This is a genomic window from Herbiconiux sp. L3-i23 (genome assembly GCF_023734115.1).
Taxonomy (GTDB): Bacteria; Actinomycetota; Actinomycetes; order Actinomycetales; family Microbacteriaceae; genus Naasia.
Map to the genome: position 1 here is coordinate 266,869 of NZ_AP025737.1, position 24,995 is coordinate 291,863.

Below are 24,995 nucleotides of genomic sequence, written 5' to 3' on the forward strand. Positions count from 1 at the left end.
GGCACACAAGCCCGGAACGTGCGTTCTCGCTCCTGGTGCTTGAGGAGGGCCGCCAGGCCCGTCCGGAATGACTCGAGTTGCCGGTACACACAGCGACGAACCCACCAGTCGTCGCTTCGCGTGGGCCGCTTCGCGGCTTCCTCAGCGACCAGCGATATCTGGTCGCTGAGAAGGGCCGTCAGGCCCGTCGCTAAGTGCCATGGGTCGCAGGGTCCACAGACTGGCAACCCACTAGTCGTCGCTTCGCGTGGGCCGCTTCGCGGCTTCCTCAGCGACCAGCGATATCTGGTCATTGAGGAGGGCCGCCAGGCCCGTCGCGGAATGACGCGAGCGGCAGAATCCGCACACCGACGACCCGGCAACCTGTCGCTCGCGAGGGTCGCTTAGTGGCTTCCTCAGCCACCAGATGTCACGCGAAAACGCACGTTCCGGGCGACATGCCGCGCCGGAACGTGCGTTCATGCCCGCAATATCGGATTCAGCGGCGGGAGGAGCGTTCGGCGAAGCGGCGCTGGAGGAGGACCGCGATCACGATGATCACGCCCTTGACGACCGCCTGCACCGAGGTGTTCAGGTTGTTGAGCGTGAAGATGTTCGTCAGCACCGCGAAGATCAGCACACCGAAGACGGTGCCGACGATGGTGCCGCGACCGCCGACGAGCAGCGTGCCGCCGACGACGATCGCCGCGATGACGTCGAGCTCGTACAGCGTGCCGTGCGTCGACGTGCCCACCGTGGTGCGCGCCATCATCATGACCGCGCCGATGCCGGCGGTGAGACCCGCGAGCACGTAGAGGTACATGGTGTGGCGCTTCACCTTGATACCGGCGAGACGGGCGGCCTCGAGGTTTCCACCGATCGCGATCGTGCGACGACCGAAGGTGGTGCGGTTGAGCAGCACCCAGCCGGCGATCGCGACGATGAGGAAGATCCAGATCAGCGGGGAGACGCCGAGGAAGTCGCCGCGGAAGAAGCTCAGGAAACCCTGGTCGCGCACGATCTGGGTCGACCGGTTGGCGAAGATCTCGGCGAGCCCGCGCGCCGCGACCAGCATCGACAGCGTCGCGATGAACGCCACCACGTTGCCGTAGGCGATCACGACGCCGTTGATGAGGCCGGCGACGGCTCCGACGGCGAGGGCGATGAGCACCATGACGAGCCACGACGACTGACCCGCGAACGTTTGCACCGCCGAGAGGGTCGGGATGACGGTCGCGAGGCCGAGTACCGATCCGACCGACAGATCGATGCCGCCCGCGATGATGACGAACGTGACGCCGATGCTCAGCACCCCGGTCACCGAGGCGAACCGGATGATCGTCATGAAGTTCTCGACGTCGGTGAAGCGCGGGCCCGCGCTGATCGCGCCGACGATGCACAGGGCGATCAGGGCGATGACGAGGCCGAGGTTGCGTCCGGCCGCGCCGCCCAGGATGCGCCCGAACGCCGACTTCGCGCCGCCCCGCGGATTACCGCCGACCGGCGGCTGACCTCCGACGCTCGGGTCGGTGATCTGACCGACGGATACGCCTGCTCCGTTGCTGGCGTCGCTCATGCTGCTGTTCCTTCCATGACGAGATCGAGCACGCGGTGCTCGTCGATGTCCTTCGCGGGTCCTTCGTGCACGACCCGGCCTTCTGCGATGACGAGCACCCGGTCCGAGAGGCCGAGCACCTCTTCGATCTCGCTCGAGACGACCACGATGGCGGCGCCCTCGGCGGCGAGTCGGGCGATGAGCGCGTAGATCTCGGCGCGGGCTCCGACGTCGACGCCGCGCGTCGGCTCGTCGAGCAGCAGGACCTTGGTGTCGTGCAGGAGCCAACGGCCGAGCAGGATCTTCTGCTGATTGCCGCCCGACAGCGTGCGCGTGGCGCGCTCGGGGTCGGCGGGGCGCAGTTCGAGTGCGTCGATCTGCTCCGAGGCGGCCCGGATCTCGGCGCGCTCACGGAGGAACCCGCCCCGGGCGAAGCGGGCGAACGTCGACAGCGTCACGTTGCGGTAGATCGGCTCGTCGAGGATCAGCCCTTGCGACTTGCGCTCCTCGGGCGACAGCCCGATGCCGGCATCGACCGCGCCGGGGACGGAGCCGCGCCCGAGCGGGCGGCCGCCGACGGTGACGGAGCCGCTCGTCGCCTTGCGCGCGCCGTACACGGTCTCGAGGATCTCGGATCGGCCCGACCCGACGAGCCCGGCGAGCCCCACGACCTCGCCCGCTCTCACCGAGAAGCTCACACCCTCGAACCAGCCGCGGAGCCCCAGGTCGTCGACTCGGAGCAGCTCTTCGGCACCCGGTCGGGGCGCCGGACGAGGCGGGAAGACGTTCGCGATGGCGCGGCCCGTCATGAGCGTGATCAGGTCGGCGGTGGGAGTGTCGGCCACAGCGAGACCCGACGCCGTCGTCGCCCCGTCCTTGATTACCGTGATGCGGTCGCCGATGCGGCGGATCTCTTCGAGGCGGTGGGAGATGTAGATCACCGCGATGCCCGAGGCGGTGAGGTCGCGGACCACCCGGAACAGGTTGTCGACCTCTTCGGAGTCGAGCACGGCGGAGGGCTCGTCCATGATGATCAGCCGGATGTCGTGCGAGAGCGCGCGGGCCATGCTCACGATCTGCTTCTCGGCGGCCGAGAGCGTGCCGACCTCGCGGGTGGGGGAGAGGTCGGGGTGGCCCAGCCGACGCAGCAGCTCCCGCACCCGGTTGTTCGCGTCGCGACTCTTCAGGAAGCCGACCGTCGCGAGCTCGTGACCGAGGTAGACGTTCTCGGTGATGCTGAGGCCGTCGACGACGTCGAGCTCCTGGTACATCGTCGCGATGCCGAGCCCGAGCGCAGCGACGGGGGAGCCGATCGCGGCCGGCTCACCGTTCCAGACGATCTCGCCCTCGTCGGGCTGATAGGCCCCCGCGAGGATCTTGATGAGGGTCGACTTGCCCGCGCCGTTCTGGCCGAGCACGCAGTGCACCTCGCCGGGCAGGACGTCGAGATGGACGCTTCGCAGGGCCTGAACGCCCGCGAAGCTCTTGCTCAAGCCGCTGACGGCGAGCAGAGGTTCCGCATAATCACCATTGATCACGCAGGCAACCTAACAGAGCCTTTGTTGCCGGTCCAGAGAAAACGGTGGCTCGGATCGATCGAGGTCGAATGGGGGCGCGACCACCCGATTCCGTTGTCAAATCGACACCTTGCGCCGCAGGACGCATCTGTTATGTTGCCTGAAACGTCAATGAGGACGTGCTCGGCAACGACGACCAAAGACGGTCGCCGCGTACCCCCTCGTGCGACGGGAACACTGCAGTTCACATACCTAGGAGGACGCATCATGCTGACACCACGTTCGACGCGGAGGCGGCTCGTCGCTGCTTCCGGTACGGCGCTGGTCGTTGCAGCCCTGATCACGGGCTGCACCTCGGGCGGCGGCGACACAGCCACCAACACCGCCCCCGCCAACAACACCGAGAACGAGGAGACCGGCGAGAACATCCGCATCGGTTTCTCGGGTCCCGCCGCCGACCACGGCTGGCTGGGCGCCATCAACTCGGCGGCCATCGCCGAAGCGGAGAAGTACCCGGACGTCGAGCTCATCGTCGCCGAGGGCACGAACGACGCCAACCTGCAGATCAGCCAGGTCGAGACCTTCATCAACGACGGTGTCGACGCGATCGTGCTGCTGCCGACCGACGGCGCCGCCCTCACCGATGTCGCGATCTCGGCGATGGAGGCCGGTATCCCGGTCATCAACGTCGACCGCGAGTTCTCGAGCACCTTCGCCGCCCGCGTCACCGTCCTCGGCGACAACTACGGCATGGGTGTCAGCGCCGGCACCTACATCTGCGAGCAGCTGGGCGACAACCCCGACGCGGTGATCGCCGAGATCGCGGGCATCGACTCGCTGCCGCTGACGCAGGACCGCAGCCGCGGCTTCGCCGACGCGCTCGACGACTGCGGCCTCGAGGTCAGTAACCGCGTCGCCGCGGACTTCACCGTCCAGGGCGGCGAGGCCGCGACCTCGCAGCTGTTGCAGGCGGCCCCGCAGATCGACGCCATCTGGAACCACGACGACGACCAGGGCATCGGCGTGCTCGCCGCGATCGACGCCGCCGGCCGTGACGAGTTCTTCATGGTGGGTGGCGCCGGCTCCGCGAACGCGATGCGGTCGATCGAAGCGGGTGACAGCGTGCTCCAGGCGACGGTCATCTACCCGTCGACGCAGGCCGCCGACGGCATCCGCCTCGCTCGTCTCGTCGCGCAGAACAAGTCGATGGGCGACCTCGTCGAGGTCGAGGTCCCGTCGCGGATCGTGCTGAACGCACCGGTCGTGACCGCCGACAACGTCGAGCAGTACCTGCCGACCGCGTTCGAGTCCTGATCGAACCAGGGCGGGCGTCCACCTCGGGCGCCCGCCCTTCCACACACCAGTAGTAAGGAGAGAGCATGGCAGCGACGGCACCGCTCCGGGTGGCGATGATCGGACACGGCTTCATGGGGGCCGCGCACTCGCAGGGGTGGCGCGTCGCGCCGCGATTCTTCGACCTGCCGCTCGATCCCACCATGGCGCTCCTCGTCGGACGCGACGCGTCGGCCGCTGCCGCCGCCGCCGAGCGATGGGGGTGGCAGGAGTCCGCCGACGACTGGCGCGCGGTCATCGAACGCGACGACATCGACCTGATCGACATCGTCACCCCGGGCGACTCGCACGCCGAGATCGCGATCGCGGCGCTCGCCGCCGGCAAGCACGTCCTCTGCGAGAAGCCGCTCGCCAACACCGTCGAGGAGGCGGTCGCCATGGCGGACGCCGCCGCGACCGCCGCCGAACGGGGCATCGCCGCGATGGTCGGCTTCACGTACCGCCGGGTTCCCGCCGTCACCTACGCCCGCGACCTCGTCGCCGAGGGACGGCTGGGCGAGATCCGGCAGGTCAGAGCCGCCTACCTCCAGGATTGGCTCTCCGACGCGGAAGCCCCCCTGACGTGGCGGCTCGACAAGGACCGCGCCGGGTCCGGCGCCCTCGGCGACATCGGTGCGCACGCCGTCGACATGGCGCAGTTCATCACCGGGCTCTCGCTGGAGAGCGTCTCCGGAGTGATGGAGACCCTCGTCGCCGAGCGCCCGCGGATGGCGTCGTCCGTCGGTCTCAGCGGCACCGCGTCGAGCGAACGCGGACCCGTCACCGTCGACGACCTCGCCCTCTTCACCGGACGGTTCGAGTCGGGCGCGCTCGGGTCGTTCGAGGCCAGCCGATTCGCCACTGGACGCAAGAACGCCCTGCGCATCGAGATCGCCGGTTCGCTCGGAGCGCTGAGCTTCGACCTCGAGGCCATGAACGAGCTGCAGTTCTTCGACGCCACCGCGCCGGCCGAGCTGCAGGGCTTCACCCGCATCATCGTCACCGAGCCCGGCCACCCCTACACCGGGTCGTGGTGGCCCGCGGGCCACATGCTGGGCTACGAGCACGGCTTCTCGCACCAGGTGAAGGACCTCGTCGACGCCATCGCCGGCGGAACGCAGCCGACTCCGTCCTTCGCCGACGGCCTCCAGGTGCAGCGGGTGCTCGATGCGGTCGAGCGCAGCTCCGACTCCGGGAGCGCCTGGACCCCGGTCGGCTCCTGACCGCCGCCCCACCTGCGTTCCCTGCGACACGACGAAACCCCTCGAAAAGGAGACGGACATGACGAGACCGATCACGCTCTTCACCGGCCAGTGGGCCGACCTGCCCTTCGAGGAGGTGGCGCGACTCGCGGGGGAGTGGGGCTTCGACGGCCTCGAGATCGCCTGCTGGGGCGATCACCTCGATCCCAACCGCGGAGCGACCGACGACGACTACATCGCCGACCGCCTCGAGATCCTCCGCAAGAACAACCTCGAAGTGTTCACGATCGCGAACCACCTCAAGGGTCAGGCCGTCTGCGACGACCCGATCGACGCGCGCCACCGCGGCATCCTTCCCGACTCGGTGTGGGGCGACGGCGACCCCGAGGGTGTGCGCGCCCGCGCTGCCGAGGAGCTGAAGAACACCGCCCGCACGGCGGCCCGCCTCGGCGCGAAGACCGTCACCGGGTTCACCGGATCGTCGGTCTGGAAGTACGTCGCCATGTTCCCGCCGGTCGCCGAGGAGCTCGTCGACGCCGGATACACGGACTTCGCCGACCGGTGGAACCCGATCCTCGACGTCTTCGACGAGGTCGGGGTGCGCTTCGCGAGCGAGACGCACCCGAGCGAGATCCACTACGACTACTGGACGACCAAGGCGGCTCTCGACGCGGTCGAGCACCGCGAGGCGTTCGGCATCAACTGGGATCCCAGCCACTTCGTCTGGCAGGACCTCGACCCCACCATGTACCTGTGGGACTTCAAGGACCGCATCTACCACGTGCACTGCAAGGACACGAAGAAGCGTCTGAACGGCCGCAACGGTCGGCTCGGCTCGCATCTGGCGTGGGCGGACCCGCGTCGCGGATGGGACTTCATCTCGACCGGTCACGGCGACGTGCCGTGGGAGGACTGCTTCCGGATGCTGAACGCCATCGGCTACGAGGGTCCGCTGTCGGTCGAATGGGAGGACGCGGGCATGGACCGCCTCGTGGGAGCGCCCGAAGCGCTCGAGTTCGTGCGCAAGTTCGGCTTCGACGCACCGTCCGCCGCGTTCGACGCGGCCTTCAGCACCCGGTAGCCGGTCGACAGGTGAACCGCCGCCTCGGTCGGTGCGACGACAGCCGCACCGACCGGCGCGGTCGAAGGGAGCGGCCGTGAGGATCTCCGCCGCAGACGCGGCCGGAACCGGGGGAGCGCCGACGTCGCTCGGCAGCAACCTCGAGAACGTCCGGCAGCACAACCTGTCGACGGTGCTCTCGCTCGTGCACGCGAACGGAGCGATGTCGAGGGCTCAGCTCACCCGCGCCACCGGGCTCAACCGATCGACCGTCGCGGATCTCTCCGCCGAGCTCGTCGGACTCGGCCTCGCCGTCGAGTCCGAGCCCGTCGGATCGCAGATCGGCCGCCCGAGTCCGGTGGTGGAGCCGTCGCGGGGCTCTGTCGTCATCTCGGTGAACCCCGACCTCGACGCCGTCGAGATCGGCGTCATCGGTCTCGGCGGCGACGTCCAGCGCCGGGTCACCTACCGCACCACGCGGATCCCCAGCGCGCTCGAGGTGGTCAACGTCGTCTCGGCCGTCGTGGCCGGGATGCGGGACGATCTCGAATCGGCGGGCCGGATCGTGGGTGTCGGGCTCGCCGTTCCGGGCATCGTGCGCACCTCCGACGGTCTCGTCGTCGACGCTCCTCATCTCGGCTGGGTCGGCGAGCCGCTGTCGACCCTGATCGGAGACGCGCTCGGCCTGCCGGTCTTCGCGGCGAACGATGCGCAGGTGGGCGCGTCGGCTCAGTGGGTGTTCGGTGCGGGACGGAACTCGGCGCACATGGCCTACCTCTACGGCGGCGCCAGCGGCATCGGCGGCGGTCTCGTCGCCGAAGGACGCTTGATCACGGGAACGAGCGGCTTCGCGGGTCAGATCGGTCACATGCTGGTCGACAGTGCCGGCTCGCGCTGCGACTGCGGTGCCATCGGCTGCCTCGAAGCGCAGGTCACCCGACGCGACCTGCTGGAAGCGGCAGGGGTCGTCGCGGGGGACCCGGTCGGGCTGGAGGCGGCGCTTCGGACCCGCCTCGCCGCCGGCGACACCCGCCTCACGGCGCTGATCGACCGTCAGATCCGGTTGCTGGGCGTCGCTCTGAAGAACATCGTCAACCTGCTGAACCCCGGGGTGATCGTGTTGGGCGGCTTCCTCGGCGTCCTGCTCGACGTCGCCGCCACCGCGCTTCCCGATCGGGTCGCGGCCTTGGCGATCCGCGGTCCTCGCGAGGACGTGATGATCCGCCGCGCCGACCTCGGCGCCGACCTGCTGCACGTCGGTGCCGCGGAACTGGTCTTCCGCGAGCTGCTGCGCGATCCGGCCGGCTACGTCGCGGCCCTCCGCCCGGGCGGCCGGGCCGTCGGGTGACGGTCGGCAGCGGCGGTTAGGCTCGATCCGCGGTGCCGACGAGGTCACCGGATCCTCCGCTCCGTCGACCCTCGAAAGCCGCGTCCGCACCAGTGACCTCCGTCGTCCACCCGGGTGATTCGCTCACCCGCTCGACTCGCATCCTCTACGTCATCGTCCTCGGCGCGCTCGTCGGGCTCGGGCCGTTCACCATCGACCTCTACCTTCCCGCGTTCCCGTCGTTGACGGGTGAGCTGGGGGTCACCGAGGCGGCGATCCAGCTCACCCTCACCGCGACGACGGTCGGTTTCGCGCTCGGCCAGCTCGTGGTCGGACCGTGGAGCGACCGGGTGGGGCGGCGCCTGCCGCTGCTCGTCGCGACCGGCCTCCACGTCGCCGCGTCGGTGGGGGCCGCTCTCGCTCCCGAGGTCGTCTCGCTCGGCGCGTTCCGCGTGCTGCAGGGCATCGGCGCCGCGGGCGGCGGTGTGGTGGCGATGGCGATGGTGCGCGACCTGTTCGGCGGCCGCCCCCTCGTGCGGATGCTGTCGCGGCTGGCGCTCGTCACCTCGCTCGCTCCGATCGTCGCTCCGCTCATCGGCAGTCAGCTGCTCCGGGTCGTCGATTGGCGCGGGATCTTCATCGTCCTCGCCGTGTACGGCATCCTCGTGCTGGTCGTCGCCGGCTTCTCGCTCGGCGAGACCATGCCCGAGTCGCGCGCCCACGACGCCGGGCACTCGACGATCGGCCAGCGGTACCGGGCGTTGTTCTCCGACAAGGTCTTCATCGGCGTCGCCGTGATCGGCGGCATGCAGTTCTCGGGACTGTTCTCCTACCTCTCGTCCTCGCCGTTCCTGTTCCAAGAGGTGTTCGGCCTGAGTCCGCAGGAGTACGGGCTGCTGTTCGGCATCAACTCGATCGGCATCCTCGTCGGCAATCAGACGGCGTCACGACTGACCCGGTGGGTCGGTCCCCAGTGGATCCTCGCCGGCACGACGACCGTGCACATCGTCTCGTCCGCGTTGATCATCCTCTCGGTCGTCGCCGGGTGGGGTTTCATCGGCGTCGTGATCCCGCTGTTCTTCTTCATCCTCGCCTGCGGTTTCGCCTTCCCCTGCGTGCAGGTGCTCGCCCTCGCCCATCACGGCAAGGAGGCGGGGACCGCCGCCTCCCTGCTCGGTGCGCTGAACTTCGGACTCGCGGGCGTCATCTCGCCGGTGGTCGGCGCTCTCGGCATCTCGAACGCGATGTCGATGGGCGCGGTGATGCTGGCGACCGCCGTCGTTGGCACCGCGTCGCTATGGTTCGTGGTGCGACCGAAGACCGTGCCGGCGCTCGAGGACTAGACCTCGGTCTGGGTGGCGGGGCGCGCGTCCGAGCGTCGGCGCAGCGACGACTTGAACCACTCGGCGTCCGGCACGCGCGCGAGCACAGGCCCCGCGATCACGGTGATGAGCACGTACGCGGTCGCGAGAGGCGCGAGCTGCGGCTCGATGCCGGCGCTCACCGCGAGGCCGGCGATGACGATGGAGAACTCGCCGCGCGCCGTGAGCGTGAATCCGGCACGCCAACGGCCTGGCACACCGATGCCCGCCCGCTTCGCCGAGAGATAGCCGGTGGCGACCTTCGTCGCGATGGTGACCGCCGCGAGCGCGAGCGCCGGGATGAGGACGGGCACGATGTCCGCCGGATCCGTCGAGAGCCCGAAGAACACGAAGAAGACCGCGGCGAACAGGTCGCGGATCGGAGTGAGCACCCGCTCCGCCGAGTGCGCCACCTGACCCGAGAGGGCGATGCCGACGAGGAACGCCCCGACGGCGGTCGACACGTTCGCCTGCTGCGCGATGCCCGCGATCAACAGGGTGAGGCCGAGGACGCCGAGCAGCAGCGACTCGGGGTGGTTCTCGGCGAAGAGGCGTGAGATCACGCGACCGTGCCGCAGCGCGAGGTAGAGGATGACGACCACGACGGCGATCGCGATGGCGAGAGTGGTCGCCCCCGCGACGAGTCCCGCGCCGACGAGCAGGGTCGAGAGCACGGGAAGGTAGAAGGCCATCGCGAGGTCTTCGATCACGAGCACCGAGAGGATCGTCGGCGTCTCCCGGTTGCCGAGGCGCCCGAGGTCGCCGATCACCTTCGCGATGACTCCGGACGAGGACACCCAGGTGACGCCCGCGAGTGCGACGGCGGCGACGGGTCCCCAGCCGAGCAGCAGCGCGAACGCGGCTCCGGGAAGCGCGTTGAGCAGCGCGTCGACGAGTCCGGCGATCCGCGAGCGTCTCAGCGAGTCGACCAGCTCGGTCGCCGTGTACTCGAGGCCGAGCATGGCGAGCAGCAGGATCACGCCGATCTCGCTGCCGACCTCGAGGAACTCCTCGCTCGCGTCGAGGGGCAGCCAGCCTCCGTGTCCGAAGGCGAGACCGGCGACGAGGTACAGCGGGATCGGTGAGATACCGACCTTGCCTGCGAGCCGCGCGAGGAGGCTGAGGCCGAGCAGCAGAGCGCCGACCTCGATCAGGAGAAGGGTGGACTCGCTCACTGAGGAATCGACGACGGGGTCGGGAGGGCGATCAACCGGCGCCGCGCGAAAGGAGCTCGGCGAGCGAGTCGAGACCCTGGCGGGTGCCGACCGCGATCACGGTGTCTCCCGCGTGCAGGGCGGCGTCGGGCGTGGGCGACGGGATGATGTGCGAGTCGCGCGCGATGGCCACGATCGAGGTGCCGGTGAGTGTGCGGGCGTGAGTGTCTCCGAGCACGCCGCCGGCGTACGGGGAGCCTGCCGGCAGGGTCAACTGCTCGGTGAACAGGCCGGTCGCCTGATCGCCGATTCCGGTCAGCTGGCTCAGCATCACCGACGCCCCGAGCACATCGGCGAGCGCGGATGCCTCGTCGTCGGTGAGCTTGACCGACTCGCGGCAGGCGTCGGGGTCGTCGACGTCGAAGAGCGCCAGGTTGCGCTTGCCGTCGCGGTGGGTGATCACCCCGATGCGCCGGCCGCTCTCGGTCAGCACGTCGTGGCGGGTGCCGATGCCCGGCAGCTCGACCTTCTCGATGCGCACTGTCACGTCCGAAACGGTAGCACCGGGCGGAAGGGGTGAGGCGCCCGACGCTGGTCAGGTGCGGGCCCGCGTCGCTAACGTCTAGCCATGAGGATCCTTCTGGTGGGTGCGGGCGGCGTCGGCGATGCGATCGCGAAGATCGCGGCGCGGCGGTCGTTCTTCGAATCGATCGTCGTGAGCGACTACGACATCGCTCGCGCGCAGCGCACGGTGGACTGGATCGCCGACCGTCACGGCAGCGAGGTCGCCGGCCGGTTCTCGGTCGCGGAGATCGACGCGTCGGACCCCGACGTGGTCGAACGGGTCGCTCGCGAGAGCCGCGCCACCCATGTCATGAACGCCGTCGAGCCGAAGTTCGTGCCGTCGATCTTCGCCGGCGCACTCGCCGCGGAGGCCGACTACCTCGACATGGCGATGAGCCTGTCGGAGCCCCACCCGGAGCACCCGTACGAACATACGGGGGTGAAGCTCGGCGACGAGCAGTTCGCGGCCGACGAGCAGTGGCGGCTCTCGTCGCGGCTCGCCCTCGTCGGCATGGGTGTCGAGCCGGGACTCAGCGACGTCTTCGCCCGCTACGCCGTCGACCACCTGTTCTCCGAGGTCGACGAGCTCGGCACCCGGGACGGAGCCAATCTGGTGGTGCGCGACGACGACGGCAACGAGATCTTCGCGCCGTCGTTCAGCATCTGGACCACCATCGAGGAATGCCTCAACCCGCCCGTCGTCTGGGAGAAGGACCGGGGCTGGTTCACGACGGCGCCGTTCAGCGAACCGGAGGTGTTCGACTTCCCGGAGGGCATCGGGCCAGTCGAGTGCGTCAACGTCGAGCACGAAGAGGTGCTGCTGATGCCCCGATTCCTCGACGCGCGACGGGTGACCTTCAAGTACGGTCTCGGCGCCGAGTTCATCGGCATCCTGAAGACGCTGCACCAGCTGCACCTCGACAAGACCGCGCCGGTGCGGGTGCGGTCGGCGAACGGTCCCGTCGAGGTCGCCCCTCGAGACGTCGTCGCGGCGTCGCTGCCGGATCCCGCGACCATCGGTCCGCGGATGACGGGCAAGACCTGTGCGGGGCTGTGGGTCACGGGCACCGGCAAGGACGGGGCGCCCCGTGAGGTGTACCTCTATCACGTGAGCGACAACGAGTGGACGATGGCCGAGTACGAGAGCCAGTGCGTCGTCTGGCAGACCGCGCTGAACCCCGTCGTCGCGCTCGAACTGCTCGCGGCCGGAACCTGGTCGGGCACCGGAGTGCGCGGGCCCGAGTCCTTCGACGCGGAGCCCTTCCTCGAGCTCATGGCCCGTCCGATGGAGGAAGGCGGATACGGGCAGGCCTGGCACCTCCAGGAGCGCTCGGTATGACGGACGCCACCGTCGACGCCCCCGTCGACGCCTGGCGGAGCGTCGACCGGTGGCGCCGACGAACCGGACTCGACGCGGCGCAGGCGCCGACCGAACGGCTCGGGGCGGTCGTCGAGGTGTTCGAGGCGACATGGGGTGTGGGACGCTCGCCCGACCGCTCGTTCTTCACCGCCCTGTCGCACGCCGGGAACCCCGTCATCCTCGTCACCGACGGCGATCAGCCGGTCGGCGCCGCCTTCGCGATGCTCGGCTGGAACGACGGGCTCCACCTGCACAGCCATATGGCGGCCGTGCTGCCCGGATACCGTGGGCGCGGGGTGGGCGGCCTGATGAAACTCGTCCAGCGGGCGGATGCGTTGGAGCACGGTATCCGCGAGATCCGGTGGACCTACGATCCGCTGGTGCTGAGGAACGCCCGCTTCAACCTCGGCCGGCTGGGCGCCCGAGTCGTCGCCTTCCACCGCGACTTCTACGGCCGCCTCGGCGACGCGGTCAGCGGTGACGACGCCAGCGACCGCTTCGAGGTGGCGTGGGAGCTCGACTCGCCGCGGGTCCTCGCGGCGCTCGCCGCCGACAGCAGCGCGACGCCGCAGTGGGTGGGCGAGCGACGGCTGGAGCTGACGCCCGACTATCACGCCCTGCGAGCGGAGGACCCGGCCGAGGCGTCCCGACTGCGCGCCCGGTCGCGACAGGTGATCGAGTCGGCGCTCACCGACGGTCTCCGGCCGGAGACGGATACCGCGGGGTACGTGTTCGTCGCCGACGAGCCGGGAGCGGAAGACAGGGGGAAGTCATGATCGTCGAGGCAGTCGAGCTGCACCGGATCGCGATGCCGTTGGTGCGTCCGTTCGAGACCTCCTTCGGAGTGCAGCACTCCCGGGACGTGCTGCTCGTGCACGTCAGAAGCGACGCGGGCGACGGGTGGGGCGAATGCGTCGCCATGGCCGACCCGTTCTACAGCGCCGAGTACGTCGACGGAGCGCAGCAGATCATCGAGCGGTACCTCGCTCCCCGCATCCTGGGCCGGCAGATCACCGCGGCGGGGTTCGCCGACGCCGTGCACGGTGTCGTCGGTCACCGGATGGCGAAGGCCGCCGTCGAGGCGGCGCTGCTGGACGCCGAACTGCGGGCTGCCGGAGCATCGCTCGCGTCGGCGCTCGGAGGGGTGCGCCAACGGGTCGAGTGCGGGGTGTCCGTCGGCATCGCGCCCGACCTCGACACACTGCTCGCCGAGGTCGACGGCTACCTCGCCGAGGGCTACCGGCGCATCAAGTTGAAGATCAAGCCCGGCTGGGACGTGGACCCCGTCGCGCGGGTGCGGGACCTCGTCGGCGACGGGTTCCCGCTGCAGGTCGACGCGAACACCGCGTACACGCTCGACGACCTCGCGCAGCTCGCGCGACTCGACGCCTTCGGGCTCCTGCTCATCGAGCAGCCCTTCGTCGAGGAGGACATCGCGTCGCACGTGGCGCTCGCCGCGGCCATCGACACGCCCGTCTGCCTCGACGAGTCGATCCTCGACGCCCGCATCGCCGCCGACGCCATCGACCGCGGAGCGACCAGCGTCGTCAACATCAAGGCCGGGCGTGTCGGCGGATACCTCGAGGCCGTCCGGGTGCACGACGTCGCACGCTCGCGCGGCGTCCCCGTCTGGTGCGGCGGGATGCTCGAGACCGGGATCGGCCGCGCCGCGAACGTCGCCCTGGCGTCACTCCCCGGATTCACCCTGCCGGGCGACACGTCGGCGAGCAGTCGTTACTTCGCCGAGGACATCACCGAACCGTTCGAACTCGACGACGGCACGCTCCACGTCCCCGACAGGCCGGGAATCGGCGTCACCGTGCGAACCGATCTCGTCGCCGACTTCGCCAGCCGGCCGGTCGTCACCGTCTCGGCCTAGACGGCCGACGTGAGGGCGGCGACCAGAGGGGTCGCCACGACGAGCAGCGCAGCGGCGCCCGCCGCATAGGTGAGGCTCGGGCGGCGTTCGTACAGGTAGAGGTTCTGCCGATAGCGGTGTCTCAGCTCCGAGCGCGCCATCGGCTCGGGGATCCGGTCGACGGGCAGTTCGTAGGCGTCGATGGCCGCGGCGATGTTCTTGTCGCCCCAGAACTGGCCTCGAAGTCGCAACCGGGTCCTGCCACCGGCGTCGAGGAAGAAGACGTTGGTGAGCGTGTCGAGCGAACGCCCGTTGTAGACCTCGGCGACGCAGATTTTCGCGAGATCCGTCCGTGGGGTGCGCACGGTGCGACCGAGGTACCCGAGTTCGATGATCGCGTCGGGAGTGAAGGTGACCCGCGCCGACCGCATCTGCGTGATGCCGACGTAGAGCGCGACGACGACGATCACGTTCGTGACGACGACTGTCGGCCAGGTTCCCGACGGGATGGTCAAGAAGTAGAGGGACACGAACGGCGGCAGCAGCGCCAGCAGTGACGAGAGGTACGCGGTGCCGGCGACCCGCACGAACAGCGGGCGCAGCGACACCGACTCGCCTGCCTTCAACCGAGCGCGCATCGCCCTCCCCCTGCCGCGACAGTACCGCGGCCCGCACCCGCGGGCTATCCCCTGACCAGGGGCCGACCGCCGGACTGTGCTGTGGTCTCGGTGCGCTTCGCTTACTCGACCCGTCTCGATACGCTCCTCCGTCGCTACTCGACGACCGGGTGAAAGGCCGCTCGTTGAGCGAAGCGATACGAAGGGGCACGGCTCGCATTCCGGTCGTCGAGTAGGGCCGCCAGGCCCGTATCGAGACGGCTCGGTTAAGCGAGGAACGAGCGCATCGAGAGCAGAGCGCAGATGGTCTCGACGCGCTCCGCTTACTCGACCCGTTTCGATACGCTCCTTCGTCGCTACTCAACGACCGGGATGGAGTCTGCCCGCCCCGCGAAGCGACACGAAGGACACGAGTCCCAACCCGGTCGTTGAGTAGGCGCGCCAGCGCCGTATCGAAACGGCTCGAGTAAGCGAGGAACGAGCGCATCGAGAGCACGCCGCTGTGGTCTCGCTGCGCTTCGCTTACTCGACGGCCGGTATGACAGAAGGCCGCCCCATAGGGCGGCCTTCGTTCTTGCGGAGGATGGGGGACTCCGTCGCGGTCCGCTTCGCGGGACGCTCCTCCCCGAATCCCTGGTCCTCCGCAACAACGACGGCGCCGCCCCGGGGGGCGGCGCCGTCGTTCTTTGCGGAGGATGGGGGATTCGAACCCCCGAGGGCTTTCACCCAACACGCTTTCCAAGCGTGCGCCATAGGCCACTAGGCGAATCCTCCGGTCGGATCGGGCGGACATGCCGCGCGAGCCATCAAGCATCCTACCGTGCCGCTAGACTCTTTCGTGGCTCCCCGCGTGGCGCCATCCAGGCCAACTCCCCCAGGGCGGAAACGCAGCAAGGGTAACCGGGCTCTGGCGGGTGCGCGGGGGGTCCTTTCTTTTCCCGCCCCGATCACCGAGGCGCGACGTCCGCCCCGGCGATCCGGCCGAGGTCTCGTCGAGTCGACGCCCCCGTCTTCAGGCGCGCGCTGTAGAGGTGCGACTCCACGGTGCGCACCGACAGGTACAGCTTCGCGGCGATCTCGCTGTTCGACAGCCCCGTTCCCGCCAGCCGGGCGACCTCCCGCTCGCGCTCACTGAGGCTTTCGCGGCTGTCCCCGGCCCCGCGGCCCGCCGACCGCGCATCCCCGCCGGCCTCCACGATCTGCTGGGCCAGCAGGGTGAGCCCCCGCTGCTCCGCGGTCCACCGGTCACGGCTCAGCGCCCGGGAGTCACGGGCGACCCAGTCGCGGGCGATGTCTGCCATGCCCCGGATCGCGTCGAGGCTCACCTGTGAGGTCGCCTCGGTGAGCAGCTCGAGCAGCCGGTCGTCGCGGGCGCCGTTGCGGATCGCCTCGTACACCATGACGACCGTGAACACCGGAGACATGGTCGCCTCGCGCAGCGCCTCGGCCACCAGCAGCTCGGTCGCGCCCTCCACATTGCCGCGGATGGCGAGCAGGTCGGCCCGGGCCTGGAGGAGCGCGTACTCCTCCCACGGCGACCGGGCCCTCCGCTCGGCCTCGATGCGACCGATGAGCAACGCGGCCAGAGCGTCATCGCCCAGTCGCACCGCGCTTCGAGACCACATCGCCAGCAGCCAGGGGCGGCTGAGCGGGGAAGCGCTCGCGTAGTCGCTCTCGGTGGCGCGTTCGAACTCGGCGGCGGCGAGGGCGAAGTCGCCCCGCCCGAAGGCCAGCATTCCGCGCGGCCCCGCGAGCAGCGGCAGCTGCGCCGCGAACCCGTGGGACAGCGTCCACTCGGTCATGTAGTCGAGACCGTCGTCGAGCTTGTCCCAGCCCATGCCCGCGAGGACGAGCGCAACCGAGCCGTGGATGGTGAAATGCACCAACGCCTCGTTCGTCGACGCGATCTCGTGCGGGGGAGCGACCCTCATCAGGTGGGGCCCGAGGGCGGCGAACTGCACGAGGGTGTCGCGGAGGGCGTCGGCGTCGCCGAGGGCGGCATTGGCGAGCGCCAACGGCCCGTAGGCGTTGACCTTCTCGAGCTGATCGTCGGAGTGCTCGAGGATCGACGATGCGCGCTCCTTCACCTGAACCCACTGCATCGCGCCGATCAGCTCGGCGAACTCGGCGGAGAGGAACGCGTCGCCGTCCTTCCCGAGGAGGGCGGCGCGCGCACGGTCGACCTCGTGTTGGGCTCCGTGAGCGTCGACCTTCTGCGCGGCGATGGCGAAGTCGAAGGAGCGCTCCAGTCGGCCGCGGGCGAGGCATTCCCGCGCCGCGGTCACGAACATGGGTCCGAGCAGATCGGCCGCGACGTCGCGCCTCAATGGCGGGTTGTTCAGCACCTCGCCGGCCGCGAACAGCGACTCCGCGGCGTCGAGCACGAATCCCGCCTGCAGGTCGTCGAGGATTCCGGCCACCAGCCTCTGCCGGTCGGCGTCGATACCGAGCGCGAGCACCCGCTCGGCCTCGATCCGCCGGACGGTGACCCGCTTCACGAACGTGTCGACCTGGGCGAGGTCCCGCGTGAGCAGCTCGGTGACCAGCTCCACCGGGACCCGCCGTCGAAGCCGCGACTCGCTGATACCGTCGAGCACCGCCACGCTGACCAGCGCTCGCTGCAACTCGACGGAGAGGTCGCGAAGGCGGGGCTCGACCAGGTCGAGCGCGCGGGACACGGGCGCGGGGTTCGGGGGGAACAGTGCCGAGACCCGCAACGGCGCGTCCGCCAGGTCGACCATGATCCGGGTGAGCTCTTTGAGCAGCACGGGCAGCGAGCCGCTGTCGCGCATGACCATGGCCCGCGATTCCCCGTTGAGCGCCCGCCCCGCGGAGGCGCTGGTGATGACCTCAGCGGCCGCCTCCCGAGGCAGAGGGCCGAGGTCGACGCGGATGGCGTACCCCTCGAGCCAGAGCCCGACCAGGTCGCAGATCGCCGCCAGGTCGCGGCGCAGCGGCCCGCCCTCGGACCGGATCATCGCCATCGCGGTCACCCGACCGGCCTTCACATTCTCGGAGAGCCATCGGCACGCCTCGTCGTCGAGGCTTCCGGCGGCGTCGAGGACGACGATCGGGGGACGGAGATGCTTGACGCCCTCGACCGCCTGACGGAGATCGCCGAGGGTGCGGACCACCCGAACCGGCTGGTCCCGTCCGAGGAACGCGGTGTTACGGGCGAGCAGAGCGATCACCTCGCCACCTTGCGCGACGAGCCGCTCGAGCACGGACCACGTGAAGCGGGAGAGGCCCGAACCCCAGGGCCCGACGAGCAGCACGGATTTCCCGGCCCACACCGCGGAGACCGCGGAGTCGAACTCGCGCGAGCGCCCTACCAGCTCGCCCGGAGGGGCGTCGGTGGAATTGGAAGTCGGAAGATTCATCGCCATGTCTATTCCATGTGAACACGCGTCGTTCCGTCAGTTATGCAGGCGCTCTCTGATAGCGCCCTGATCGTTCCACTGAGCGGCACTGGGAACTCCTACTGACCGCCACTGAATAGAACGGTCAGTGCACTTCTCCGCCCCTACTGCCTTTCCGTCGCGCGCCGCTGAAGCCGATGAATCCTCTTCATTGGCGGGAGTCCGCCTGCCTAGATTCGGCAGACCGGATCGGCGCCGGGGATTGGAGCGCCGGTGCGGCCGACTGGGGGGTCACCATGCACAACGCTGCCGATAGCGCGGTAAGAAAACGTCGTTCCGCTGTGTCCAAGCGGGGCAAGGCCATCGCTCTCGCCGTCCTTTCGGGTGGGGCGGTCATCGGACTCGGGCTCACCGTGACGCTCGCGTCGTGGTCCGATTCGGAGTGGGTCTACGCCGGAGACGGTCTCGGCGGTCCCGGACTCGCGACCTCGCGCTTCGAGGTGCAGCAGAACACGTCCTCGCCGTACAGCGACGTGACCGCGAACTGGGCCGACCGCGAGACGAACCCGGGTGGCTCGCTCGTCTTCAGTCCCGGGGCGCTCGCGCTGTCGCCCGGCGTTCCCGTCTACGCTCCCGTCTCGATCCGCACGACGGCCGATTCCATCGCCGGGTCGGTGTCGCTCGAGCGCGCCGTCGCCGCGACCGGCGTCACGATCACGGACGACGGAACGCTGTGGAACGCCGTCTCCGTGCGCGTCGCCGCGAGTCAGACGAACACCACCTGTGCGGCGACCAGCTTCACCACGCCGGCGAACGTCGTCGCGACCGGCACGCTCAACACGGCGGCGATCGCACCGGCGAACGCGCTCACCCTGAACGCGGCGTCCGGCAACGTGTGGCACTTCTGCTTCGAGGTCAGCATCCCGACCTCGGGCCTGGTGGGCGACGGCAGCAACCTGCAGGGCAAGTCCATCGCGCCGGCTTGGAAGTTCGCCTCGGTCTCGAGCTGAGCGCATGCATCGCAAGGAACGGGGGTTCTCCCTCCCGGAGACGCTTCTCGCTCTCACCGCATGCATCGGGCTGTTGAGCCTGCTCTGGCTCGTCTCATCGACTTCGCTCGGGTTGACGCTCGTCTCGTTCAAAACGGGGTCGATGTCGCCGACGATGCCGACGGACACGGTGGCCCTCACGGTGCCCACGCCGGCCGGCGAGATCGAAGTCGGCGACGTGATCACGGTCCAGCGCGCCGGCGAGCTTCCGATCACGCACCGCGTCACGGCGATCGAGTCGGGAACGGATTCCGCCGAGAGGCTGCTCACATTGCGCGGTGACGCCAACGACGACGACGACGCGCTGCCCTACGAGGTTTCGGAAGCGGGGCGCGTGGTCGCGTGGATTCCCGGGGCGGCCCCGTTGATGTCCCTCATGACCCAGCCGTCGGCGCTCGGTCTCCTCGTGATCGTCGTCGGTGCGCTACTCATCTGGGCGCTGTTCCCCGAGAAGGGGGCGTACACGAGCACAGCCCGCACCGGCAGAGCCGCTCACCGGAGGACCGCGTGACGACCCGCCTGCGGGCTCTCGCGGTCCTGCTGCCGGCGATCGCGTTGCTCGTGCTCGGGTCGATGTCGCTGGCGGAGCGGGCCTTCGCGGCCTGGTACTCCGACGATGAGACGGGCCCGGACGGCCGACTCGTGCTCGAGACCGACCGCGATCCGTCGACCCTTCTGGTGCTGCGCGCCGACCGTCCCGTCTACTGGATGGTCGCCGCCGGCCTCGAGGACCACGAGTCGGGCACCCTCAGCCTCGCGATGGCGAAGAGCGGGCCGCTCGCCGTGCTGCCCGCAGGTCTCCGGCTCGCGGTCGACCTCTGCTCGTCGGCATGGGAGGGGGCGGTGTCGCCGACCTGCCCCGGTGGCGCCCGGCACATCCTCGACGCCACCCCGGCCGACGACTTCACGGTCATCTCGCCCGAGTGGCAGCTGGGGCCGATCGAGGGCGGCGACCGCCAGTACCTCCTCGTCACCCTCGCGCTGCCGCCGGAGGCTGCCGCCGATCCCGCGATCGACCAGGGGAGGGGAACGCTCGGCCTCCGCCTCACCGCGCGATCGATCGACCCCGTTCCCGGTGGCGGTGACGGCGGAGAAGGCGGCGGCGCGGCGTCCGACGGCGCGGGCTCTCTTGGCGCCCCGGGCCGTCTCGCGGTCACGGGATCCGAGGTCGTCGCACTCGTCGCGGCGGCCGTCGGCCTCGTCGGCGTCGGCGTCGGGGCGCTCATGCTACGGCGCGAGGGGAGCAGCCCTCGATGAGGTTCAGGCCAGTGATGGTCGCGATCGTCACCGTCGTCGCCGTGCTCACCGGCGTCGTCGGTGCTCCCGGCGTGCAGCAGAGCCTCGCTGCCTGGAACGACGCCGAGTTCGTCCGCGCGTCGCTCCGCACCCTCGACTGCACCAGCCCGTCGATCTTCCGAAGCACGGCGAATGCACGCTTGGTGAGCGGCACCGCGTTCGCCGCCGCCCCCGACGATGCCGCCGCGAATTCGGTGACGGCGACCGCCGTCGGCGCCGGCACCACGGTCGACCGATCGAACGCGGTCGCCGTGGGCGGCGGCTATCGCAGCGTCGTCGACACGGCGGCCCTCGCCGCGAACGCGACCTACTCGATTCCGACGACCGTCGCGCTGCCGACGACCACGCCGACGCCCGCCGGATGGGTGTCCGCCACTGGGAACGGCAGGCAGGGCGCGACGAGCGGCATCCTCACCGCGTCCGGCGCCGTCGACAGCGCCGGCGTCGCGTCCGCGCCGTCGAGATGGACGTCCGTGCACCTCGCCTCCATCGTCGCGCAGGCGACGGGAGCGCCGCTCAGCACGGCCGCACCCGGAATCACCGCGCTCGAGCTGCGCACCGGCGGCTTCGCGTCGGCCGCCTCCATCGATGCGTGCGCGGCCCGGTGGACGGCGACCACGAACTCGCTGCTGCGCAGCTATCAGGTCGGAGCGATGCGGTACGAGCTCGCCTCGCCGTCCGTGCAGTCGCTCGTCGACACGGCGCGCACCGCGCGGACTTCGCTGGTCAACAGCGTGCAGGGCATCGCGAACAACACCACGCTGTCGTCGAACATCAGCTCCGGCGTCACCGCCCTGCTCGCGGGCCTGCTCGGTCTGCTCGGCCTCGGTACGGCGAGCTCCACGGTCAGCGCGACGCTCGCCACCAGCGAGCTGGCCGCTCTCGATGCCCTCCTCGTCGGGACCGCGTCCGACAGCACCGGCCTCGTGACGATCGACTTCGCCACGGGAACGGTGTCGATCGACGCGGCGAAACTCCAGGGGGCCTTGAACGGGCGAGACCCGAACTCGCCGCTCGTGTTCACCCCCGCGCAATCCGCTGCGGTCGCCACCGCCATCTCGGGTGCCGTCGCCACCTGGTCGGCGAGCGTGGTGGCCGCACTGCAGCGGGCGGCGGGAGCGGTGCGGGTCAGCTCGACGACCGTGATCGACCTGACCGCGACCGTCCTCGGCGCACAGCTCACGGTCGCGCGCATCGAGGCCAAGGTCATCGACACCCCGATCGCGTCGATGGCGGCGAGCCAGGCGACCGTCACGACGACGGTGCTGCCCGCGGCGGGTCTGCTGACCGGCGTGGTGTCCGCGCTCGTCGGCGGGCTGGTGTCCGGGCTCGTCAGCGGTGTCGGCACCGTCGTCGCCCAGCTGGTCGCCGCGTTGCTCGCTCCGACCTACAACACCGTCGTGCCGCAGGCCGCGACGATCGCGACGACGCTCGGCACCCAGGTCGGCGGGGCGATGACCACGGTCTTCGGTCCGAGCGGCATCGCGCTGCTCAGTCTCAACGCGCAGAACCAGCCGAAGACCGGGACCAATCCCGTCCCCGCCTCCCTCGCTGCGCTGCCCGCCGGACGCTACGACGTGGGCGCGGTGCGCGTCGAGATCCGGCCGCGGACCGGCGCCGTCTCCTCCGCCGTCGGACGCTGGCTCATGCTCGGCTCCTCGAGCGTCGGTCCGGCGACCCTGTTGAACTGAGCGGAGTCGATCCGCACGGCCTGCGTGTCGGTCCCGACGATTACCCTTGGAAGGTGGTCACCGCTCTCTACCGCCGCTACCGGCCCGAGTCCTTCGGCGAACTCATCGGGCAGGCCCAGGTGACCGATCCGCTGCGCACCGCGCTGCGCACCGACCGGGTCAACCACGCCTACCTGTTCAGCGGGCCCCGCGGCTGCGGCAAGACCACATCCGCCCGCATCCTCGCCCGCTGCCTGAACTGCGCCGAGGGTCCCACCGACACTCCGTGCGGCACCTGCGACAGCTGCGTCGAGCTCGGTCGTGGCGGAGGCGGATCGCTCGACGTCGTCGAGATCGACGCGGCGAGCCACAACGGCGTCGACGACGCCCGTGACCTGCGCGAGCGCGCCGTGTTCGCTCCGGCTCGCGACCGCTACAAGATCTTCATCCTCGACGAGGCGCACATGGTCACCCCTCAGGGGTTCAACGCGCTGCTCAAGATCGTCGAAGAACCGCCCGAGCACGTCATGTTCATCTTCGCGACGACCGAGCCCGAGAAGGTCATCGGCACCATCCGGTCGCGCACCCACCACTACCCGTTCCGGCTCGTGCCGCCCGCGCAGATGCTCGAGTACCTGGGCCAGCTCTGCGCCGCCGAGCAGGTCGCCGTCGAGCCCGGCGTGCTTCCGCTCGTCGTCCGGGCGGGAGGCGGATCCGTTCGCGACACCCTCTCCCTCCTCGATCAGCTCATCGCGGGATCCGAGGGCAGCACGGTCGGCTACGAGCGGGCCGTCGCCCTGCTGGGCTACACCCATGGCGCCCTTCTCGACGAGATCGTCCTCGCACTCGGCCAGCGCGACGCCGCCGCCGCCTTCGGGGCCGTCGACCGCGTCGTCCAGACCGGCCAGGACCCCCGGCGCTTCGTCGAGGACCTCCTCGAGCGGCTCCGCGACCTCATCGTCGTCGGCGCGACCGGCGCCGGCGCCGGGTCGGTGCTGCGTGGTGTCCCCGACGAGCAGATCGAGAACTACCGGGTGCAGGCCACCCACTTCGGCGCCGCCGAGCTCTCGCGCGCCGCCGATGTCGTCAACGACGCCCTGACCGAGATGACCGGGGCGACCTCACCCCGTCTCCACCTCGAGCTGATGATCGCCCGCACCCTCGTCCCCGCATCCGACGCCAGCGGGGCACTCGCCCGAGTCGAGCGGCTCGAGCGCCGTGTCGGGGTCGAGAACGCGCCCGACCCCGCTCCCGCCTCCGCGTCGCGTGCGCCTGCCGCAGCCGCCATTGCGTCGGCGGCGCCTCCGGCCGGGCGCCAGGCGCCTCCTCTGGAGCAGCAGGCTCACGCCCGTACGCCGCAGGCCGCTCCCGCGGCGCCGCCCGCGCCCGCCGCTCCGGCGGTGTCCGCAACGCCCTCGTCCCCGCCGGCCGCGCGGCAGAACGCCCCGGTGTCCGAGCCGGGATGGGAGGTCCGGGTTCCCGGCGCCCCTGCCGCCGACCCCGACTGGGAGGTCCGCATCCCGGGCGGCGCGGCACCGGCCGCCCCCGCCGAGCCCCAGCCCGAGCCCGAGCCGTCGCAGCCGACTCCCGCGCGCGAACCCGAAGCGATCGCCCCCACGGCGAAGGAACCCGCGTCCGCGCCGCCTGAGCCCATCCGTGCGGAGCCGGAGTCCGCTCCCGCGGCCGACCCCGCGCCGCTCGCGCTCGAGCAGATCCGTGACGCCTGGCCCGAGATCATTGACGTCGTGAAGCGCAGCAGCATGAACGCGTGGACCGTGGTGTTCACGGCTCAGCCGCTCATCCTCAACGGCGACGTCCTCACCCTCGGCTTCGTCAGCGAGGCCGACGTCACCAAGTTCCGTCAGCAGCAGAACTCGGGACAGGGCATCAGCGAGGTGCTGCGCACGGCGATCCTCGAGGTGCTCGGCACGCGGGTGAAGTTCCTCGTGCGCGTCGACGCGCCCGCCCCGGCGCCGGAACCCGTTCACGACCCGGCCGCCGCCGACGAGTCGCGCCGGTACGGCGAGGCGGTGGTGCGCGAGATCCTCGGCGCCAACTTCATCGAGGAGACGCCCCTGCCTCCGAAGACCAGGGACTGACGCCGCGTGTACGAGGGAATCGTTCAGGAGCTCATCGACGAGCTCGGCAGGCTGCCGGGCATCGGTCCGAAATCGGCGCAGCGCATCGCCTTCCACATCGTCCAGACCGAGACCTTCGACGTGCGGCGTCTCGGCGAGGTGCTGCTCGAGGTGCGCGAGAAGGTGCGATTCTGCGTCGAGTGCGGCAACGTCGCCGACCAGGAGCGCTGCAACATCTGCCGCGACCCGCGCCGCAACCGGGCCCTCATCTGCGTCGTCGAAGAGGCGAAGGACGTCGTCGCCATCGAACGCACCCGCGAATTCCGCGGCCTCTACCACGTGCTCGGCGGCGCCATCAGCCCCATCGACGGCATCGGGCCCGAGCAGCTGCGCATCCGGGAGCTGCTGCAGCGCCTCGCCGACGGCAGCGTCACCGAGGTCATCCTCGCCACCGACCCCAACCTGGAAGGCGAGGCGACCGCCACCTACCTCTCCCGCACCTTGCGCACCCTCGACGTCCCGGTCAGCCGCCTCGCGTCGGGCCTGCCCGTCGGCGGCGACCTCGAATACGCCGACGAGGTGACCCTCGGGCGCGCGTTCGAGGGCCGCCGACTCATGGACGAGTCGCGGTGACCTCGCACAGTAGACTCGCCTCGG

19 protein-coding genes, 1 tRNA gene, 1 other RNA gene and 1 pseudogene are annotated in these 24,995 nt (G+C 70.2%); 15 read left to right on the forward strand and 7 right to left on the reverse strand.

The genetic code is table 11. The annotated features are described in order from the left end of the window. Positions 1-478: 478 nt before the first annotated feature. Both NGH83_RS01360 and NGH83_RS01365 read right to left on the reverse strand, forming a co-directional pair. Positions 479-1,555 carry an ABC transporter permease gene (locus NGH83_RS01360; protein ID WP_251857290.1) on the reverse strand — a complete coding sequence of 359 codons (1,077 nt, stop codon included), beginning with the start codon at positions 1,553-1,555 and terminating at the stop codon, positions 479-481. After that, positions 1,552-3,027, reverse strand: coding sequence for a sugar ABC transporter ATP-binding protein (locus NGH83_RS01365; RefSeq protein WP_251858573.1), 1,476 nt, complete (start codon positions 3,025-3,027; stop codon positions 1,552-1,554). Before NGH83_RS01365 ends, NGH83_RS01360 begins: the two co-directional genes overlap by 4 nt. 291 nt (positions 3,028-3,318) lie before the next feature. Here NGH83_RS01365 and NGH83_RS01370 point away from each other — a divergent pair, with 291 nt between their 5' ends. The 5 genes from NGH83_RS01370 (at position 3,319) to NGH83_RS01390 (ending at position 9,315) form a co-directional block, all read left to right on the forward strand. Further along, entirely contained in the window at positions 3,319-4,365 is a 1,047-nt protein-coding gene (locus NGH83_RS01370; protein ID WP_251857291.1) for a substrate-binding domain-containing protein, read from the forward strand. A 95-nt stretch (positions 4,366-4,460) separates the two neighbouring features. Beyond that, positions 4,461-5,606, forward strand: coding sequence for a Gfo/Idh/MocA family protein (locus NGH83_RS01375; protein WP_251858574.1), 1,146 nt, complete (start codon positions 4,461-4,463; stop codon positions 5,604-5,606). A gap of 58 nt (positions 5,607-5,664) precedes the next feature. Continuing rightward, complete coding sequence (locus tag NGH83_RS01380; protein ID WP_251857292.1) at positions 5,665-6,666, forward strand: sugar phosphate isomerase/epimerase; 1,002 nt, start codon at positions 5,665-5,667, stop codon at positions 6,664-6,666. A 76-nt stretch (positions 6,667-6,742) separates the two neighbouring features. Beyond that, positions 6,743-7,993 carry an ROK family protein gene (locus tag NGH83_RS01385; RefSeq protein WP_251857293.1) on the forward strand — a complete coding sequence of 417 codons (1,251 nt, stop codon included), beginning with the start codon at positions 6,743-6,745 and terminating at the stop codon, positions 7,991-7,993. Positions 7,994-8,085: 92 nt separating this feature from the next. Then, positions 8,086-9,315, forward strand: a complete 1,230-nt coding sequence (locus NGH83_RS01390; RefSeq protein WP_251857294.1) for a multidrug effflux MFS transporter — start codon at positions 8,086-8,088, stop codon at positions 9,313-9,315. Here NGH83_RS01390 and NGH83_RS01395 read toward each other — a convergent pair. Together NGH83_RS01395 and NGH83_RS01400 are read right to left on the reverse strand one after the other, a co-directional pair. After that, positions 9,312-10,508, reverse strand: coding sequence for a cation:proton antiporter (locus NGH83_RS01395; RefSeq protein WP_251857295.1), 1,197 nt, complete (start codon positions 10,506-10,508; stop codon positions 9,312-9,314). The two genes, NGH83_RS01390 and NGH83_RS01395, sit on opposite strands and share 4 nt — an antisense overlap. A gap of 31 nt (positions 10,509-10,539) precedes the next feature. Beyond that, positions 10,540-11,034, reverse strand: a complete 495-nt coding sequence (locus tag NGH83_RS01400) for a cation:proton antiporter regulatory subunit (protein WP_251857296.1) — start codon at positions 11,032-11,034, stop codon at positions 10,540-10,542. A gap of 81 nt (positions 11,035-11,115) precedes the next feature. Between NGH83_RS01400 and NGH83_RS01405 the strand changes: the two genes are divergently transcribed. The 3 genes from NGH83_RS01405 to menC are packed head-to-tail and all read left to right on the forward strand — an operon-like array spanning position 11,116 to position 14,290. Further along, positions 11,116-12,390: a saccharopine dehydrogenase family protein gene (locus NGH83_RS01405; RefSeq protein ID WP_251857297.1), complete on the forward strand. Its 1,275-nt coding sequence runs from the start codon at positions 11,116-11,118 to the stop codon at positions 12,388-12,390. Beyond that, positions 12,387-13,187, forward strand: coding sequence for a GNAT family N-acetyltransferase (locus NGH83_RS01410; protein ID WP_251857298.1), 801 nt, complete (start codon positions 12,387-12,389; stop codon positions 13,185-13,187). Before NGH83_RS01405 ends, NGH83_RS01410 begins: the two co-directional genes overlap by 4 nt. Next, positions 13,184-14,290, forward strand: coding sequence for an o-succinylbenzoate synthase (menC, locus tag NGH83_RS01415; protein WP_251857299.1), 1,107 nt, complete (start codon positions 13,184-13,186; stop codon positions 14,288-14,290). The genes NGH83_RS01410 and menC overlap by 4 nt, the downstream gene beginning before the upstream one ends. On the opposite strand, the gene NGH83_RS01420 is transcribed toward menC, so the two are convergent. Next, positions 14,287-14,907, reverse strand: coding sequence for a hypothetical protein (locus NGH83_RS01420; RefSeq protein ID WP_251857300.1), 621 nt, complete (start codon positions 14,905-14,907; stop codon positions 14,287-14,289). The genes menC and NGH83_RS01420 overlap by 4 nt on opposite strands. A 668-nt stretch (positions 14,908-15,575) precedes the next feature. Next, positions 15,576-15,660 (reverse strand) — tRNA-Ser (locus NGH83_RS01425). Positions 15,661-15,723: 63 nt separating this feature from the next. On the opposite strand from NGH83_RS01425, the gene ffs reads away from it, so the two are divergent. Further along, positions 15,724-15,820, forward strand: an RNA gene (ffs, locus tag NGH83_RS01430) — signal recognition particle sRNA small type. A 13-nt stretch (positions 15,821-15,833) separates the two neighbouring features. On the opposite strand, the gene NGH83_RS01435 is transcribed toward ffs, so the two are convergent. Next, positions 15,834-18,266: a LuxR C-terminal-related transcriptional regulator gene (locus NGH83_RS01435; protein ID WP_251857301.1), complete on the reverse strand. Its 2,433-nt coding sequence runs from the start codon at positions 18,264-18,266 to the stop codon at positions 15,834-15,836. Positions 18,267-18,586: 320 nt separating this feature from the next. Here NGH83_RS01435 and NGH83_RS01440 point away from each other — a divergent pair, with 320 nt between their 5' ends. From NGH83_RS01440 to recR, 6 genes and pseudogenes are all read left to right on the forward strand, one after another. Further along, complete coding sequence (locus NGH83_RS01440; RefSeq protein WP_251857302.1) at positions 18,587-19,255, forward strand: SipW-dependent-type signal peptide-containing protein; 669 nt, start codon at positions 18,587-18,589, stop codon at positions 19,253-19,255. Positions 19,256-19,259: 4 nt separating this feature from the next. Next, positions 19,260-19,805, forward strand: coding sequence for a signal peptidase I (locus NGH83_RS01445; RefSeq protein ID WP_251857303.1), 546 nt, complete (start codon positions 19,260-19,262; stop codon positions 19,803-19,805). Further along, entirely contained in the window at positions 19,802-20,551 is a 750-nt protein-coding gene (locus NGH83_RS01450; RefSeq protein ID WP_251857304.1) for a hypothetical protein, read from the forward strand. Before NGH83_RS01445 ends, NGH83_RS01450 begins: the two co-directional genes overlap by 4 nt. Next, positions 20,548-22,281, forward strand: coding sequence for a choice-of-anchor G family protein (locus NGH83_RS01455; protein WP_251857305.1), 1,734 nt, complete (start codon positions 20,548-20,550; stop codon positions 22,279-22,281). Before NGH83_RS01450 ends, NGH83_RS01455 begins: the two co-directional genes overlap by 4 nt. Positions 22,282-22,334: 53 nt before the next feature. Further along, positions 22,335-24,176, forward strand: a pseudogene (locus NGH83_RS01460) (DNA polymerase III subunit gamma and tau); the annotation flags it as partial. Between the two features lie 189 nt (positions 24,177-24,365). Continuing rightward, a complete protein-coding gene (gene recR / locus NGH83_RS01465; protein ID WP_251857306.1) occupies positions 24,366-24,971 on the forward strand; it encodes a recombination mediator RecR in 606 nt (201 codons plus the stop codon). The last annotated feature ends 24 nt before the right edge of the window (positions 24,972-24,995 follow it).

Coding starts and splice junctions, on each gene's coding strand:
- NGH83_RS01380 (WP_251857292.1), top strand. CDS start 5,665: ATGACGAGACCGATCACGCTCTTCACCGGCCAGTGGGCCGACCTGCCC.
- menC (WP_251857299.1), top strand. CDS start 13,184: ATGATCGTCGAGGCAGTCGAGCTGCACCGGATCGCGATGCCGTTGGTG.
- NGH83_RS01435 (WP_251857301.1), bottom strand. CDS start 18,266: ATGAATCTTCCGACTTCCAATTCCACCGACGCCCCTCCGGGCGAGCTG.
- NGH83_RS01375 (WP_251858574.1), top strand. CDS start 4,461: ATGATCGGACACGGCTTCATGGGGGCCGCGCACTCGCAGGGGTGGCGC.
- NGH83_RS01445 (WP_251857303.1), top strand. CDS start 19,260: ATGCATCGCAAGGAACGGGGGTTCTCCCTCCCGGAGACGCTTCTCGCT.
- NGH83_RS01455 (WP_251857305.1), top strand. CDS start 20,548: ATGAGGTTCAGGCCAGTGATGGTCGCGATCGTCACCGTCGTCGCCGTG.
- NGH83_RS01420 (WP_251857300.1), bottom strand. CDS start 14,907: ATGCGCGCTCGGTTGAAGGCAGGCGAGTCGGTGTCGCTGCGCCCGCTG.
- NGH83_RS01360 (WP_251857290.1), bottom strand. CDS start 1,555: ATGAGCGACGCCAGCAACGGAGCAGGCGTATCCGTCGGTCAGATCACC.
- NGH83_RS01405 (WP_251857297.1), top strand. CDS start 11,116: ATGAGGATCCTTCTGGTGGGTGCGGGCGGCGTCGGCGATGCGATCGCG.
- NGH83_RS01370 (WP_251857291.1), top strand. CDS start 3,319: ATGCTGACACCACGTTCGACGCGGAGGCGGCTCGTCGCTGCTTCCGGT.
- NGH83_RS01410 (WP_251857298.1), top strand. CDS start 12,387: ATGACGGACGCCACCGTCGACGCCCCCGTCGACGCCTGGCGGAGCGTC.